Source organism: Acinetobacter sp. 25-47-122 (assembly GCF_056779695.1).
This window is the reverse complement of the sequence record NZ_JBWYIJ010000002.1, coordinates 182347-197615: the sequence shown is the minus strand read 5'-3', so window position 1 is coordinate 197615 and position 15269 is coordinate 182347. Positions and strand designations below refer to the sequence as shown.

Genomic DNA, 15269 nt, shown 5'->3' with positions numbered 1-15269 from the left:
TATTTCATACCCAAACACCCTCAACTTATATTACTGCGTGCTTTTTTAACCGGTATTCCAGTGCACTTCGTGTCATATTCAAATAACGTGCGGCTTTCGACACGTTGCCGCGATACTTTTGCAAAGCTGTTTGTAAAATCGTGGCTTCGACATATTCAATATCTAGCTGTTCTGAATTGTGCATCAGATTTTCAATGAACTGATCCAGATCACTTTGAGTAGCAATGCCTTTGATGCCATTCACTTTCTGCTTATGCTGGCTAACAAAGCTCTGAATTACATTATCTTCCAACATCAGGTCTTCTAAGTCCAATGACACATCATTGGACAATAGCACTGCCCGTTCCACAATATTTCGCAGTTCGCGGATATTCCCCGGCCACTCATAACTGTTGAAGAAAGCATAAACCCGGTCACTAAATCCGTTGAAGGTCTTCTCGTACTGCTTTTCAAAGAACCGAATATAATATTCCAGCAGTAAATTAATGTCTTCCCGACGCTCTTTCAATGATGGGATTAATACCGGATAAGTGGCAAGCCGGTAATATAAATCACTGCGGAAACGTCCTTCATCTACTGCTTTTTTCAGACTTTCATTACAAGCGACCACCACCCTGACATTGGTCTTGCGGGTCTTGGTATCCCCTACCCGTTCAAACTCTCCAGTTTGCAAAACACGAAGCAAAGACGCCTGCGCTTTAGGGGATAGCTCGATAATTTCGTCCAGGAAAATGGTGCCCCCATCTGCCCGTTCAAATTTACCAAAGCGATTTTCAGTCGCCCCGGTAAATGCGCCTTTATTACTACCAAACAATTCCGCTTCAATCAGTTGCTCTGGCAGACAGGCACAGTTAATTGCGACAAATTCTTTATCTTTACGGGCACTATTCTGATGGATACCACGCGCAAATGCTTCTTTCCCAACCCCTGTGCTGCCTTGTAGCAATACCGTAATATCCGACTCTGCTGCCTTGAGCAATAATTGGCACACCTTGGCAAAGGTCTTGGATTTCCCTATGGCATCAAAGTAGCTGTTGGAAAATAATGGTTTAATGGTTTCAATGAAATATTCAGATTTCAGTCCAAAATGACGGTCCTGCCCTTCATGGCTTTCAATCCGGCAACACTCATCTCCTTTGGCAACACAATGTGTTTCGACATAATGAAAGGGAGCATTTAAAAATTTTGAGGTATAACCACTGGAATAACCCGTCAACCACCAGCAGCAACAGTGTGTCGAGTAAGACCTGTTCTTAATTTGTGCATAGGCTTCATAGGAGTCATTCCATTTGAATATACCTTTAAACTTGTTTTGCTTGGGATTGAAATCCAGCGTCTCAATATCAACATTTACCATGCCACGAATCTTGGCCAGTTGAGGTCCGGCCACAAAAGCTGACAACTGATCATCTGCGCGCAGTTTGAGCGCTCGCACAGCATCTTCACTACCAATTTCATAACCCCAGCGATAGATAACTTTTTTAGCTAGATCAATCCCATATTCATCAATTAAAAAATGCTTCAGTGTATACAAACTATTCGCATTAAAGAGAAGTGATCGATCTCCATCGAACCAGATTTTACCGTCCTCACTTTCAAAAGAAATTTTACTAATAAAATCGCTAACCGATATATCCATATAATTTTTCATTGAGTATTACTCCATCCCTCAATTAATTTCAAATTTCCTGAACTGTTTGAATATATTATTATTTTTATAAATAAGCAGGCGTTTCTAGGTCAGTGTATAGATCGCCAATTTAGAAATACAGTGTCAAAGATGACAAAACTACAAAACACTACGTTTTGCTCCTTTGATTCATTCTTCAATCTCATCGAGCATATCAAGCACATATCGATAAGATTAATGCGCTTTGAATGTGAAAACCAGCCATTCACTGGCTGGTTTTGAATGGGAGTTATTTCTTTAAAAATCGAGCAATTTCCTCCCGAATCGTCTGGTGTTCAGGCACGACTGCAGATAGCCAGAAAATACCATGTACACCACCCCGAATACGCTTGATGGTGGTGGTTATACCTTGTTCGATTAAACGGAATCCATAATATTCCGCATCATCCCGCGATACTTCATATTCGGTGGTCACAATTAAAGTTTCTGGCGCAGCGGATAGATTGTCATACTGTAAAGGTGAATATTGAACAGACTGCCCATCTTGGATCTGATAATTTTTCCAGAACCAGTCCATATCCTGTTGCGAAATTAGATAACCATTTTCATCATTTCTTGAGGCAGAATCCATCTCAGGCTGTATCACTGGATATATTAAGATCTGTTTGGCAATCTTCATATCCTGTGATACAGCCCATAACGCAGATGTCGTTGCAAGATTACCTCCTGCACTGTCACCTATGACTGAGATTTGATTCTCGTCACCGCCATATTCTTGAATATGTTGAAACACCCACTCCAATCCCTGTCTGGCATCTTCATGTGCGGCTGGAAACGGATGCTCAGGCGCCAAACGGTAATCCACTGACACCACAATATGTTGATTCATTTGCGCCAGCACATGGCAAGTTTCATCGGCTACAGCCAGCGAACCAGCGACAAAGCCACCTCCATGATAATACACCAGCACAGGGAGTGTTTTTCCTGCAAGTTCTGGCTGATAAATGCGCAGATAAGTTCCTGTGCGGTACTCAACATCGGTCGTTTTGGTTTTCACCTCGACCGGCTTTTGCATGTTGTGGAATGATTCAACTACTGCACGCACTTCATCTACCTGACTTTGATGAAAAGGTTTCACTCCTGCTTCTTGGATCTGACCGAGTAGAGTTGCAATTTCTTGAGTAATTGGCATATGAATTCTCCTGACCGATCAAGACACTTGTTGAAGTAAAGTACTGTTAGGATCGCCTGCTTTAAAATGAAAACCCTGATAACCTTTAGCAATCATCTCATCACAAATCGCACGATACTTCGGTGCTCCACCTAAATACACCAGGCAACGGCGTGGTTTTCCGGGAATATTGGCACCCATATACCAAGAATCCGTATTTGGTAGCAGACTTGCCTGAGCCAGCTCATTAGCATGATTCACCCATTCTTCTTCCGCTTGAGCATCTGCATCAACTTCAAGAAGCTGATGATCAATCATGTGTTGGATAATGCCTGTCGCAAGATCAACATGATCTTCAATCGCTAAAGGCATGTTATATAGCACTGAAGGACTTTGTGGACCTGTCACAAGAAATAAATTCGGGAATCCACTCACGGTATGCCCCAAATAGGTACGTGGTCCTTCTTTCCATTTTTCAGTCAGTTTTTCATGGTTCTTGCCTTGGATCCCTAACGCAAATAATGGTCCAGTCATGGCATCAAAACCGGTCGCCAGAATCAAGACATCCACCTCATGCAACTGATCACCAACCACAACGCCATTCTCATCAATACGGGAAATTGGAGTTTGTTTAACGTCAATTAAATGCACATTGTCCTGGTTAAATACTTCGTAATATCCACTTTCCATGGGTGGTCGTTTAGTGCCATAGCAATAATCTCTCGGTGCCAACAATTCTGCTACTTCTGGCCTTTTCACACGAGCATGAATTTTTTGACGAATAAACTCGGATACAGTTTCATTGGCTTTCGGATCAAACAAGATATCCTGATAACTATCAATAAACAGACGGAAACCACCACGTTGGTAACGGTCTTCATAAACTTTTAAACGTTCTTCTTCGGAAACTGCCAGTGCTGAAGGCTGTACTTCGTTATAAGGTACCCCCAGGAAATGATTGCGGGCATTATGTCTGATTAAAGTATATTTGGCCTTGTTCTCGAGATCTTCCTCTGCCTGAGTAGGCCCATTACCCAATGGAGTGGAGTAGTTTGGTGTACGCTGGAACACATATAACTCACCGACTTCTTTGGCAATTTCCGTAATAAGCTGGATACCCGTAGAACCGGTGCCAATTACACCAACACGTTTGCCTTTCAAGCTGATTGGTTGTTTTGGCCAGTTGCCGGTAATCAGTGTTGGACCTTTAAAGTTTTCTACACCTGGGAATTCCGGTTTTTTCGGCACGGACAATGTCCCTACACCAGAAATAAAGAAACGAGATTTAATGACTTCACCCTGATTGGTCGTTACTGTCCAATATTTTTCTTGTTCATTCCAGACCACAGACGTGACTTTGGTATTGAAGGTGATGTCCTTTCTCAGGTCAAAGCGATCTGCCACATGATTGAGATATCGTAGAATTTCTGGCTGGGCGGCAAATTTCTCGCTCCAGGTCCATTCTTGCTGTAATTTTTCATCAAATGAATAGGAATAATGCACACTCTCAATATCACAACGTGCACCGGGATAATTATTCCAGTACCAAGTTCCACCGACATCCGGTGCACTTTCAAACACGCGTACTGGAACTTTCATCTGATCACGCAGTTTGAATAAGGCATAAAGTCCAGTAAATCCTGCACCAACGACCGTCACCAAGGTGTCCACACCTTTTGTTAAAATATTTAAATTATCCATGAAACGTCTCCAGTGTTCATAAATTATCCTTATGCTTAAATGTCCTATCTAAGCCACCAGATACTTCGCAAGGAGCATGCCAAAATTTAACTATATGTTTTTTTATAAAAATATTTATTTTCTAAGTAAAAAAAATTCATGTTTTCACTAAATTAACTCTAATTCTCACATATACATGAATTTATAAAGGAGTTGAGAATGAAGGGAGTTCATTCATGGCATCAAAGATACACTCCAGCAGGCAAAAAAAATCCTCCATTAAGGAGGATTTTTTATTTCAAAAATTTATTTCTGCTCGATGAACTCTTTAAAATCTGCTTTACGAATCATCGCATGGATGCCTTTTGTTTTATCTACAACTTGAGAAACTTCAAAATCAGTCGCCGCACTGAGATAAGCATATGCAATATCTTCACTTATGCCATATTCATTCACTAAGAAATTAATTGCTTCACGCGTAGATTTGCGCATTGCTTCATCCAAATCTTCATCTAAACCAGGCGTGATCCAAAACTCACCATTTTCACCTAATGGCTGAGAAAGGTGCTTACCTGGAATATGATCTTTACCCGCTTTTAACACACTAATTTTAAACGTTGCGCGCGCTGAACCCTCTAAAGCAGTTAATGCAACCTCACCATCGCCTTGAACGAAATGACTATCACCTGTGTAGAATAATGCACCTGGAACTTGAACAGGATAATAAGCGGTTGCCCCAGCAGTTAAATCATTAATATCAATATTTCCACCATAAAATGAGGGTGGAACTGAGTGAACAGGTTCGCTGGTATTCGGTGCAACTCCCATTGTTCCCATAAACGGATTTAATGGAAAACGAATCGCTTTACCAGATTCTGTTTGAATCACCCCCTCCCATACACCCTCTTTATTTTGCGCAATGGGTGTAAATACTGAAACATTGCCATAAGCATCTGGATTTTCTGGCGAAGCATGATCATGTTTTTGACGTTTAGGGAATTCAGGCAATGTACCTTTACCATGACGGTTTGAAATAACACCATAAGGAACACGCGGTTCTATTTTGATGATTTCAACTTTAAGCACGTCTCCCGGCATTGCACCTTCAACGTAGATCGGACCAGTAATAATGTGTGGGCCATCTTTATGGAAATCATGCTTTAAATTAGAGCGGGTGATCAATTTCGCTTCATCTAAAATGTGCTCTTTTTTAACACCTTTAGATGTAAAGTATTTTTCAGCATCACGCCCTTGGTCCTCTAATAAACCTTCATGTGACACTGTATCAAAAGTCACATGACTCCCCGATGGAACCGTTAAAACTGGCTTAGCATCTTTATTCGGTAGATAACCCCATTGAATAGTATTGAGTGTGCTTGGAATATAATAGTGTCCAGCATATTCCCCTTTTTTTAGTAAAGTTGGCTTGCTTTCAATCTGTTTTAAAATTTTAAAATCTTCAGCCGAACTAAAAGTCGAAAAACTTAATATTGATGTAGCAATCGAAATCGATAAAGCTAACTTTTTTAACATGCACTCAAATCCAACTATAAATTTCATGTGAATTTATTTAAGCAATCCCTATGCCAAACATGATTAAAATTCAATTAAATCTGCATTTTCATCTTAAAATATTTCGCCCAATCTACAGCTATTTTTGAAATCTTGTGCCATTGGTCTGTAAAAATGGAGTGCTAAACTTCAAGCCTTTCAAACATTGTATAAATCAGCGTTTCGCATTCTTTGTCAAGAATGTTGCAAAACACTGGACTATTTAAAGTAATGGAACACCTGTATGGCGAACAAATTTGAATTTCAAATCCGAGTGTATATTGAAGATACAGATGCAGGAGGCATTGTTTATCATGCCAATCATATTCGCTTTATGGAACGCGCACGTACAGAATGGTTACGCGCTTCAGGGATTTCACATTACTGGCATCAAAAAGATTACAACTTTGTCGTGCATAAATTAGCGCTTAAATATTCACGTCCAATATTAATGGATGACTTAATTACTGTTACAGCAAGTGTAGTTTCGTGTAAAGCAACGTCTTTTGTATTGCAACAAAATATTTATCGTGGTGAAATCATGCTAGCTTCAGGGGAAGTAGAATTGGCGTGTATTAGCGCTGAAATGAAACCGCTGAGAATTCCAAATGAAATCCGTGATCTAATCGAAAAAGAATTAGCCCACGCATAAAAATATGATTGGCACATGTAACTATGGCAACACAACTCGAATCTTCACTTCACGTCACAGATTTAATTCTTCAAGCGAGTCCAGTCGTACAACTGGTCATGCTGGTGTTGGTACTAGCTTCACTCTTTAGCTGGTACCTTATTGCCAAGTTACATATGACTTTTAAAAAAGCTCGCCAAGGTGATGATCATTTTCAAAAGATTTTTTGGTCTGGTGCAGAACTCAACACTTTATATAACAATGCACAAGTCAACTCTAAGCGTGAAGGCTTGGAAGATGTTTTTTATCTTGGTTTTGCAGAGTTTCTCAAACTCAAAAAAACCAAAGCTGAAACAGCACAAGTCATTGATGGCACAGAGCGTATTCTTGGGGTGGGTTTAAGCCGAGATCAGAGCCGTATGGAACAAGGCCTCAGTGCACTTGCCAGTATTGGTTCAGTTGCGCCCTATGTTGGTTTATTTGGTACAGTTTGGGGCATTATGAATGCTTTTATCGGCTTAGCCCAAGTCGATCAAGTGACGCTAGCAACTGTCGCACCAGGTATCGCGGAAGCCCTCATTGCGACTGCTATTGGTTTATTTGCTGCGATTCCTGCAGTACTTGCATTCAACCACTATACGGCCAAAAGTGAAGAAATTTACTCAGATCGTTCCTTGTTTGCTGAAGAAATGGTGGCGCTTTTACAACGTCGTTCTGTGGGTTCTACACAGGAAGCTGAATAAATGGCCGTTCGTCGCTCAGGGCGTTTCCAACGCATTAAAAAGCCACTTAACAGTGACATGAATGTAGTTCCTTATATTGACGTCATGTTAGTACTTTTGGTGATTTTTATGGTGACTGCACCAATGATCACAAGTGGCATAAAAGTTGATTTACCTGAAGCAAACAGTGTACCGATTGAATCTAAGGATGCACCAGCTATGGTGACTTTAGATCAACAAGGACAATACTTTTTAGAATACAAGGGTAGCCAACCAAGTCCACTGAGCTTGCAGGAATTACAACAGATACTTCGTGATGCACAACAAACTGCTGAACGTGAGAATAAACAATTTAGTGTCGTCATTAATGGTCATAACACTCGACCTTATGGTGAGGTGATGACGCTCATGTCTAACTTACAAGATGCAGGGATCAATCAAGTTGGCTTGCTGACCAAACCAATTCAATAAGCTATGAAAGAATCTAACTCTCGCTTTTCAAAAGAAAAGAAAATTGCAATCGGATTCACTGTTGCGGTCCATGTGATTGCGATCACAGGCTTATTGTTCCTTGGGTTGACTCAACCTCCTGAGCCAACTAAAACTGTTAAAACAGTTTTAGTGAAACCTGAAGATCTGGTACCACCTGAACCCACACCATTGGTTGAATCTGATCATTCAGATACAGCGCACCAGAACGTTCAAGAAAATGTTCAACAGACCAATGAGCCTATTCAAAATGCTCCTGTGATTCCTGTTGCGCCTGCTGTACCTCCTCCAGCTCAACCAAAAGTCGAAGAGCCAAAATCCGACCGTAAAGCTGAGCAAGCGGCTGCGGTTAAAGCTCAACAAGAAGCCGAACGTAAAGCAGCGGCTGAAGCACAACGTCAAGCGACTCAAGAAGCGAATCGGAAAGCTAAAGCTGAGGCCGATGCTAGAGCTAAACAAGAGGCCGCCCAAAAAGCCAAAGCAGCAGAGCAAAACGCAAAACAGGAACAACAACAAAAGGCGAAAGCTGATGCGGCTTTAAAAGCGAAACAAGAGGCTGATCGAAAAGCTAAAGCTGAGGCAACTCAAGCCAAAGCTAAGCAAGAAGCTGATCGGAAAGCTAAGGCGGAGGCCGATGCTAAAGCCAAACAAGAAGCCGACCGGAAAGCTAAAGCTGCTGCTGAAGCCAAAGCAAAACAAGATGCTGATCGGAAAGCTAAAGTTGAAGCTGATGCAAAAGCCAAACAGGATGCTGATCGTAAAGCTAAGGCTGCAGCTGATGCCAAAGCTAAAGCGGAAGCTGATGCGAAAGCTCGTCAGGAAGCACAAAGAAAAGCGGATGCCGAAGCCAGAGAACGTGCCGAAGCTGAAGCTCGAGAATCTGCGGCTGAAAAAGCCAGACAAGAAGCAGCCAATAAAAAAGCTGAATCTAAACGCATCGCTTCTTCAGCAAAAAGAGACTTTGAGCAAAAAATTAAAGGTGCTTGGAGAATGCCAATAGGCTCTTCAGGTCAAAAAGCGACAGCACGCGTGACATTATCTGACAGTGGTTCTGTGACTTCAGTCATCGTCAATGCATCAGATCCAGATGTCAAAGCCAGTGTCGAACAGGCTGTTCGTGCAGCAGCACCATATCCGATGCCATCCGATCCTGATGCAAGGCGTGAAGCTCGTAGTTTCACTTCTTCATTCACCGTGAAATAATAAAAAACCTTTCGATTCGTCGAAAGGTTTTTTCATGAATTGCGGATAATTACACGCTTTATATAGATTCGGTACGGAGCTATATGCTAAAAAGCTAGAATATTCGAAAAATTAGTATCTTGAGTACGTGACTTCTCATGAAAATGATCTCAAAACATCTTCTCGGTTTAGCAATTTTGGTAGCATTTAGCCCTGCTCTCATTACGACCTCTTATGCACAGCTTCATCTTGAAATTGCTAAAGCACCTGAAGAAGCACCAAAAATTGCTATCGTGCCATTCCTAGGTGATCAACGCTTATACCCTGTTGTAGAGCAAGATTTAAACCGTTCAGGTCGCTTTACCAGTTCATCTAAAAATTTACCTGCAACAGCAACCATCAATCAAGCCAATGGTGCTGCTTGGCAATCTGCAGGCGTACCTTATGTTGTGAATGGTGAAGTTAAAACTAATCCTGATGGTTCACTGGCTGTTCATTACCAACTCTATGATGTCCAAAAACAACAATATTTGCTCAATGAACTATTAACTGTACCACCATCGCGCATTCGATCTGCAGCACATATGATCAGTGATGCGATTTACCAAGCATTAACAGGTATTCCTGGTGACTTTAGTGGTCGCATCGCTTATGTTTTGCGAAATCCTGCGACTCCTGATAATCGCTACACTTTACAAATCGCAGATACGGACGGCGAACAACCACGCACTGTATTGAGTTCACGCGATCCAATTTTATCCCCTGCTTGGACGCCTGATGGCAAAAAAATCGCTTATGTTTCATTCGAAACCAAACGTCCAGCCATCTATGTTCAAGATTTAGCGACTGGACAACGTGAAAAATTAGCTGGCTTCCGTGGCTTAAACGGTGCGCCAAGTTTTTCCCCTGATGGTAAAAGCATGTTGTTCACTGCTTCAATGCATGACAACCCTGAAATTTATCAAATGGATTTAAATACGCGCCAAGTGAAGCGTATGACAAATAATACAGCAATTGATACAGAAGCTCGCTATACCCCAGATGGTAAAGGTTTTATCTTTACCTCAGACCGTGGTGGTTCAGCACAGATCTATCATTACACATTTGCCGATGGTTCAACAAAACGTTTGACTTTCCGCGGAGCATTCAACGCACGTGGAAGTTTAAGTGCCGATGGTAAATATGTTGCTTTAGTACATCGCCCTTCAGGCAGCAACTATAAGGTAGCAATTCAAGAAATCTCAACTGGAATCACGAACATTTTAACGCCAACCAGTTTAGATGAATCACCAAGCTTTTCACCAAATGGTCAAATGGTCGTGTATGCGACACGTGAAGGCAGCCGTGGATTGTTATCGATTATGTCTACAGACGGTCGCTTCCGCATGAACCTACCTAGCGAACAAGGTGAAGTTCGTGAACCTGCTTGGGCACCCAAATAATCGAATTTAATCTTTCAAGGAGATGAACATGAACGCGATTAAAACGTTTGCTCTTCCACTCATTGCTGTTAGTTTAGTAATGACGGGTTGCGCAAGCCGTAAACCAGCAACTACAGATACCACTACGATGACACCACCATCAACGTCCACCTCTGTAAATACGACTGGTCTCAGTGAAGATGCAGCATTAAATGCTCAAAACTTAACGGGTGCTTCTGCTAAAGGGGTAACTGAAGCCAATAAAGCTTTCTTGGCTAAACGTGTTGTTCACTTTGATTATGACAGCAGTGAGCTATCTACTGAGGACTATCAAACCCTCCAAGCACATGCACAATTTTTATTGGCAAATGCAAACTCTAAAATCGCATTAACTGGTCATACCGATGAACGTGGAACGCGTGAATACAATATGGCTTTGGGTGAGCGACGTGCCAAAGCAGTTGAAAGTTATCTAGTTACAAATGGTGTAAATCCAAACCAACTCGAAGCTGTGAGTTATGGTAAAGAAATGCCAATTAATACAGGTAATAATGAAGCTGCGTGGAAAGAAAACCGTCGTGTAGAACTCAATTATGAAGCAGTGCCACCACTTCTTCGCTAATGAATGCAAAAAAAGCGCTCAATTCGAGCGCTTTTTTTATATCAGGTTTAAGACCTTTGCGAGTCTGGCATGGGCACTTGCATAGACTCAATCATGTCATGCTTATTAAACTCTTTATATTCAGGTTTAGCCTCGTACTGTTTCCATGCTTCCTTGGAACTCTCTGAACTAATTTCGTTTAAGTCGATTGCCTCACCTGGCGTTGGAGTTGCTTCAAACTTTTGAATGCTCATTTTAAAGCTCCTTTTAAAATCATCCTCCTATCAACATACCATGTTCTAAAACTCTGGCAAGTGCAAAATCACCACAAATAACGCAGGATAATTTCTATTTTGCACTGAACTCATCTAAAATAGCCCAAGATCCAAATTTTATTCTTTTAAAGCTTTTAGGAGCGTCCTTGTAATGTCATACCTCACCTTGTCACAATATCTTGCACAACAACAAGGAAATCTAACGCCTGAACTCTCTAATGTGATTGAAACCATTGCTGAAACGTGTAAAACCATCGATTCAGCATTGCAAAAGGGTGCCTTAGCGGGTGTATTAGGTAGTGCTGGTAATGAAAACGTACAAGGTGAAGCGCAAAAAAAATTAGATGTTATTTCAAATGACTATTTAATTGATGCGCTAAAAAACAACGCAAATGTAGGCGGTTTAGCTTCTGAAGAACTCGATGAGTTTACACCAGCACAAGAGAACGGTAAGTATTTAGTTTTATTTGACCCACTAGATGGCTCAAGTAATATCGATATCAATATGTGTGTTGGCACCATCTTCTCTATCCTACCTGCCAAAAATTCAGTGACACAAGCAGAAGATTTCCTTCAAGCAGGCACTGAACAAGTCGCAGCTGGTTATGTGTTATATGGCCCATCAACTATGATGGCATTAACCGTTGGTGCAGGTACTGTTTTCTTTACATTTGATCCAGAGTCAAAAACATTCCTGTTGACGACTGAAAATATCCAAGTGGATGCCGATACAAAAGAATACGCCATTAATGCTTCAAACCAACGTCATTGGGAAGAACCTGTTCAACGCTATATTGGTGAGCTACAAGCGGGTAAAACATCTGTACGTGAAAAAGACTTTAATATGCGTTGGGTTGCCTGCATGGTTGGTGATATCCACCGTATTCTTTGCCGTAGTGGGATCTTCTTATACCCTTACGATACCAAAGATCCTAAGAAAGCAGGTCGTCTACGTCTTATGTATGAAGCAAATCCAATGAGTATGCTCATGGAACAAGCAGGTGGTGCTTCGACAACAGGTCGCGTGCGTATTATGGAAATCCAACCGACTGAACTTCACCAACGTGTACCAGTCGTTATTGGTTCAAAAAATGAAGTTGAGCTTGTTACTGCTTATCATCAATAATCTTACAATTGAGAGCCTATTGATTTAGGCTCTCATGGAAGTCAAACTGAATGGCCATTATCTTTTTAGAATCTAAAGACAACCCGAAAATTAAACATTTACGTGGTTTAATTGATCAAAATAGTTACCGTAAAAAGCAAGGCCAAACTGTTCTAGAAGGCACACATTTGTGCTTAGCTTGGTTAGAAAAAAATCGTAAATTGAATTCGATTTTTACCACTGAAAAAGCAATGGAACACGCCGATTTTGACGAAATCGCACAACACTATACAGGTTCAGTGTTTGTTATTAGTGAATCACTCTATAAAGACATTAGCACGCTAGGAACCACCTTAGCATGTTTAGCGATTGTAGATTTACCAACTCAACGTGATGCTCTAGATTATACTCAAGACACTTTAATTCTTGAAAATGTTCAAGATCCAGGCAATGTAGGTACATTACTTCGTTCAGCTGCGGCTGCAGGTATTGAACAAATTGTTTGCACCAAAGGTTCAGCATCTTTGTGGTCTCCTCGCGTATTACGAGCAGGAATGGGTGCGCACTTTTCATTAAAAACCTATGAAAACGTTGCGCTTGAAGATGTGCTGTCTCAATTCAAAATTCCCGTGTATGTCACGAGCTCACATGAATCAGAAAGTTTATATGCAAAAGACTTAACTCAAGCTTGCGTATGGGTACTGGGCAATGAAGGCCAAGGCGTTTCGGAATATGCCCTAGCGCATGCTTCAGCAATTACCATTCCCCAACCGGGTGGTCAAGAATCATTAAACGTTGCAGTTGCCGGATCGATTTGTTTCTTTGAAATGGTACGCCAACGGATATGATTCGTTAAAATATATTAACGAAGTCACTGAAAATAAAAAAATCTATTAAACTGCAAAAAAATAGTTGCTTAGATTGTCAACCTACCATTATGTTTTGACGTTATATAAGTAACGATTAGAAAATAATGGTGGGTACCCAATGACGGGATTTTCCATCTCTATGGATTTAGCACCAAAAAAAGTCAAGCCTGAAGATTCGAGTGTTCTTTTGAATACGGCAGAACAACGTCTTAAATATTTTATGCAAGACGTCACTGGGCGTGCATTGGTGATGATGGAAAGTGCAACTCAAGGACACAATGGCATTGCCATGGATTTAGTCCAAGAAGCTTTTATATCCTTGCATAAATCATATGCTGATAAATCCACTGCAGAGTGGTATCCCCTTTTCTATACCATTTTAAATAACAAACTTCAGGATTGGCGTCGTAAAGAATCTCGACGGGCTTTTCCATTCACGTTATTTAAAAAAAATAACCACGATGAAGATGATGACGAAACCATCAATATTGTGGATGAATCAACACCTAATCCGCTGCAATTTCTTGCACAAGAGATGGCTGTTGAGGAGATTCAAAATGCAATTTCTAAGTTACCTGTTCGCCAACAACAAGCATTTATGTTGAGAGCATGGGAAGGGTTTGATACACAAACCACAGCCGAAATCATGAATTGTTCAGAAGGCAGTGTAAAGACCCATTACCATCGAGCTATACAGGGCTTAAGATCTGCTTTGTCTCACTTAAACCCAAATGACGGGGGATCATCGGATGAATCATGATGAATTTACGAAACAAGTGACTGAAAAATTGAATGTACTGGCATCACAACATCGCAATAAAGCGGTCGTGATGGAGCATGTACTCGATGAAATTAAAGACAAACCGTTATTTTCTCAGTTTATGACTTGGAAAGTTACTGGTTTTGCATTAGCAGCCGCGATCACAGGATTTGTGGTACTTCCTAATGCATTTGATTTAGAAGAAGCTCCAAGCCCACAACAAGTGATTGTCACCCCTAAACTTTCTCCGCAAATGATGGAAGATCTAGAAATGTTATCTGTTTTTGGTGAGGATAAATCAGCTCATGGCAGCTAAAGGCTTAGCGATTGCACTCTGCACATTAGGTTTTTTACAAACCAGTTTTGCAGGCTATGAACGTTTTTGGATCTTCTCGAAAGACAATAATCCTGAACTTAATGAATCTTGGGAATCTCTTTCTGAAGATGAACAAAAAGCACTGATTAAACGCTATCAAAATTTGAAAGAAATTCCTGAAGAGCAAAGTGTTGTTCTACAACAAAGAATGGATTGGTTTACTAAACTGCCTGAACAAGAAAAAATACAAATGCGCGAAACTTGGCAACAGATGAGCTCAAGTGAACGAAATGATTTGCGTAAAAAAATGATGAACGCGACGACTGCCGAGCAGCGCAAAGAAATACGCGAAACTTATTTAAATAAATATATGCAACAAACCACGATGAAATAATAAACTTTAAAGCCTCCACAAGAGGCTTTATTTTTTAGTTAAAGATATATGCCCTCTCGTTCAGGCTGATAGAGCACTTTATCAATTTTCACTTTCATTGTTTGCCCATCAGGCTGAGGCCATTCAATTTCTTGTCCTTCCGCCAAACCTAGGATTGCTGCACCAATAGGTGCAATCACATTAACCTGCCCCCTTTCACCTTTAAAGTCATGGGGATATACTAGCACAATCTCTGTAGATTCAGTGGACGGTGCAACCGTTATCAGTACTCTAGCATTCATCGTCACTACATTGGCAGGGATATCTTTAGGCTGTACGACTTCAGCACGAGCCAACTCATTTTCTAAATGCTCCATCGTTGGAGTTACCTGCTTCTGATGTTCCAACATGGTTTCTAAACGATTTAAATCTTGCTCAGAAATAATAATATTTGGATGGCTCATTTTCTGCTCCAATTCAAATGTATAGAGAC

Annotated in this window: 17 protein-coding genes; 11 read left to right on the top strand and 6 right to left on the bottom strand. The window is 40.9% G+C overall.

Translation table 11 applies throughout. The annotated features are described in order from the left end of the window. Positions 1 to 25: 25 nt before the first annotated feature. The 4 genes from AC1M9P_RS02470 to AC1M9P_RS02455 form a co-directional block, all read right to left on the bottom strand. Positions 26 to 1651: a sigma 54-interacting transcriptional regulator gene (locus tag AC1M9P_RS02470; protein WP_481586628.1), complete on the bottom strand. Its 1626-nt coding sequence runs from the start codon at positions 1649 to 1651 to the stop codon at positions 26 to 28. Positions 1652 to 1919: 268 nt separating this feature from the next. Next, positions 1920 to 2828 carry an alpha/beta hydrolase gene (locus tag AC1M9P_RS02465; protein ID WP_481586696.1) on the bottom strand — a complete coding sequence of 303 codons (909 nt, stop codon included), beginning with the start codon at positions 2826 to 2828 and terminating at the stop codon, positions 1920 to 1922. Positions 2829 to 2840: 12 nt separating this feature from the next. Next, a complete protein-coding gene (locus tag AC1M9P_RS02460; protein WP_481586627.1) occupies positions 2841 to 4502 on the bottom strand; it encodes a flavin-containing monooxygenase in 1662 nt (553 codons plus the stop codon). 285 nt (positions 4503 to 4787) lie between these two features. Beyond that, positions 4788 to 6014: an acetamidase/formamidase family protein gene (locus AC1M9P_RS02455; RefSeq protein WP_035265726.1), complete on the bottom strand. Its 1227-nt coding sequence runs from the start codon at positions 6012 to 6014 to the stop codon at positions 4788 to 4790. A 262-nt stretch (positions 6015 to 6276) separates the two neighbouring features. Between AC1M9P_RS02455 and ybgC the strand changes: the two genes are divergently transcribed. From ybgC to pal, 6 genes are all read left to right on the top strand, one after another. Beyond that, a complete protein-coding gene (gene ybgC / locus AC1M9P_RS02450) occupies positions 6277 to 6684 on the top strand; it encodes a tol-pal system-associated acyl-CoA thioesterase (RefSeq protein WP_035265725.1) in 408 nt (135 codons plus the stop codon). 23 nt (positions 6685 to 6707) lie between these two features. Next, on the top strand, positions 6708 to 7406 hold the full coding sequence (tolQ, locus tag AC1M9P_RS02445) for a protein TolQ (protein ID WP_179998400.1): 699 nt from the start codon (positions 6708 to 6710) through the stop codon (positions 7404 to 7406). After that, complete coding sequence (gene tolR / locus AC1M9P_RS02440; protein WP_035265723.1) at positions 7407 to 7856, top strand: protein TolR; 450 nt, start codon at positions 7407 to 7409, stop codon at positions 7854 to 7856. Positions 7857 to 7859: 3 nt separating this feature from the next. Continuing rightward, complete coding sequence (tolA, locus tag AC1M9P_RS02435; RefSeq protein ID WP_481586626.1) at positions 7860 to 9077, top strand: cell envelope integrity protein TolA; 1218 nt, start codon at positions 7860 to 7862, stop codon at positions 9075 to 9077. A 137-nt stretch (positions 9078 to 9214) separates the two neighbouring features. Further along, positions 9215 to 10498 (top strand): Tol-Pal system beta propeller repeat protein TolB, encoded by a 1284-nt coding sequence (gene tolB, locus AC1M9P_RS02430; RefSeq protein ID WP_035265720.1) that lies wholly within the window; start codon positions 9215 to 9217, stop codon positions 10496 to 10498. A 28-nt stretch (positions 10499 to 10526) separates the two neighbouring features. After that, positions 10527 to 11099 (top strand): peptidoglycan-associated lipoprotein Pal, encoded by a 573-nt coding sequence (gene pal, locus AC1M9P_RS02425; RefSeq protein WP_035265718.1) that lies wholly within the window; start codon positions 10527 to 10529, stop codon positions 11097 to 11099. A 47-nt stretch (positions 11100 to 11146) separates the two neighbouring features. Here the strand turns inward: pal and AC1M9P_RS02420 are convergent, their stop codons facing one another. Beyond that, positions 11147 to 11332, bottom strand: a complete 186-nt coding sequence (locus AC1M9P_RS02420) for an NF038105 family protein (RefSeq protein ID WP_035265716.1) — start codon at positions 11330 to 11332, stop codon at positions 11147 to 11149. A gap of 172 nt (positions 11333 to 11504) precedes the next feature. Here AC1M9P_RS02420 and AC1M9P_RS02415 point away from each other — a divergent pair, with 172 nt between their 5' ends. From AC1M9P_RS02415 to AC1M9P_RS02395, 5 genes are all read left to right on the top strand, one after another. Then, on the top strand, positions 11505 to 12479 hold the full coding sequence (locus AC1M9P_RS02415; RefSeq protein ID WP_035265714.1) for a class 1 fructose-bisphosphatase: 975 nt from the start codon (positions 11505 to 11507) through the stop codon (positions 12477 to 12479). Between the two features lie 50 nt (positions 12480 to 12529). Then, a complete protein-coding gene (locus AC1M9P_RS02410) occupies positions 12530 to 13306 on the top strand; it encodes a TrmH family RNA methyltransferase (protein WP_035265712.1) in 777 nt (258 codons plus the stop codon). A gap of 160 nt (positions 13307 to 13466) precedes the next feature. Next, a complete protein-coding gene (locus tag AC1M9P_RS02405; protein ID WP_035265710.1) occupies positions 13467 to 14087 on the top strand; it encodes an RNA polymerase sigma factor in 621 nt (206 codons plus the stop codon). Next, positions 14077 to 14403: a hypothetical protein gene (locus AC1M9P_RS02400; protein ID WP_035265708.1), complete on the top strand. Its 327-nt coding sequence runs from the start codon at positions 14077 to 14079 to the stop codon at positions 14401 to 14403. The genes AC1M9P_RS02405 and AC1M9P_RS02400 overlap by 11 nt, the downstream gene beginning before the upstream one ends. Further along, the gene (locus AC1M9P_RS02395) at positions 14393 to 14797 is read left to right on the top strand and encodes a DUF3106 domain-containing protein (RefSeq protein WP_035265706.1); all 405 of its coding nucleotides are present in this window, start codon (positions 14393 to 14395) and stop codon (positions 14795 to 14797) included. The genes AC1M9P_RS02400 and AC1M9P_RS02395 overlap by 11 nt, the downstream gene beginning before the upstream one ends. Positions 14798 to 14835: 38 nt before the next feature. On the opposite strand, the gene rnk is transcribed toward AC1M9P_RS02395, so the two are convergent. Then, positions 14836 to 15240, bottom strand: coding sequence for a nucleoside diphosphate kinase regulator (rnk, locus tag AC1M9P_RS02390; RefSeq protein WP_035265705.1), 405 nt, complete (start codon positions 15238 to 15240; stop codon positions 14836 to 14838). Between the last annotated feature and the right edge of the window lie 29 nt (positions 15241 to 15269).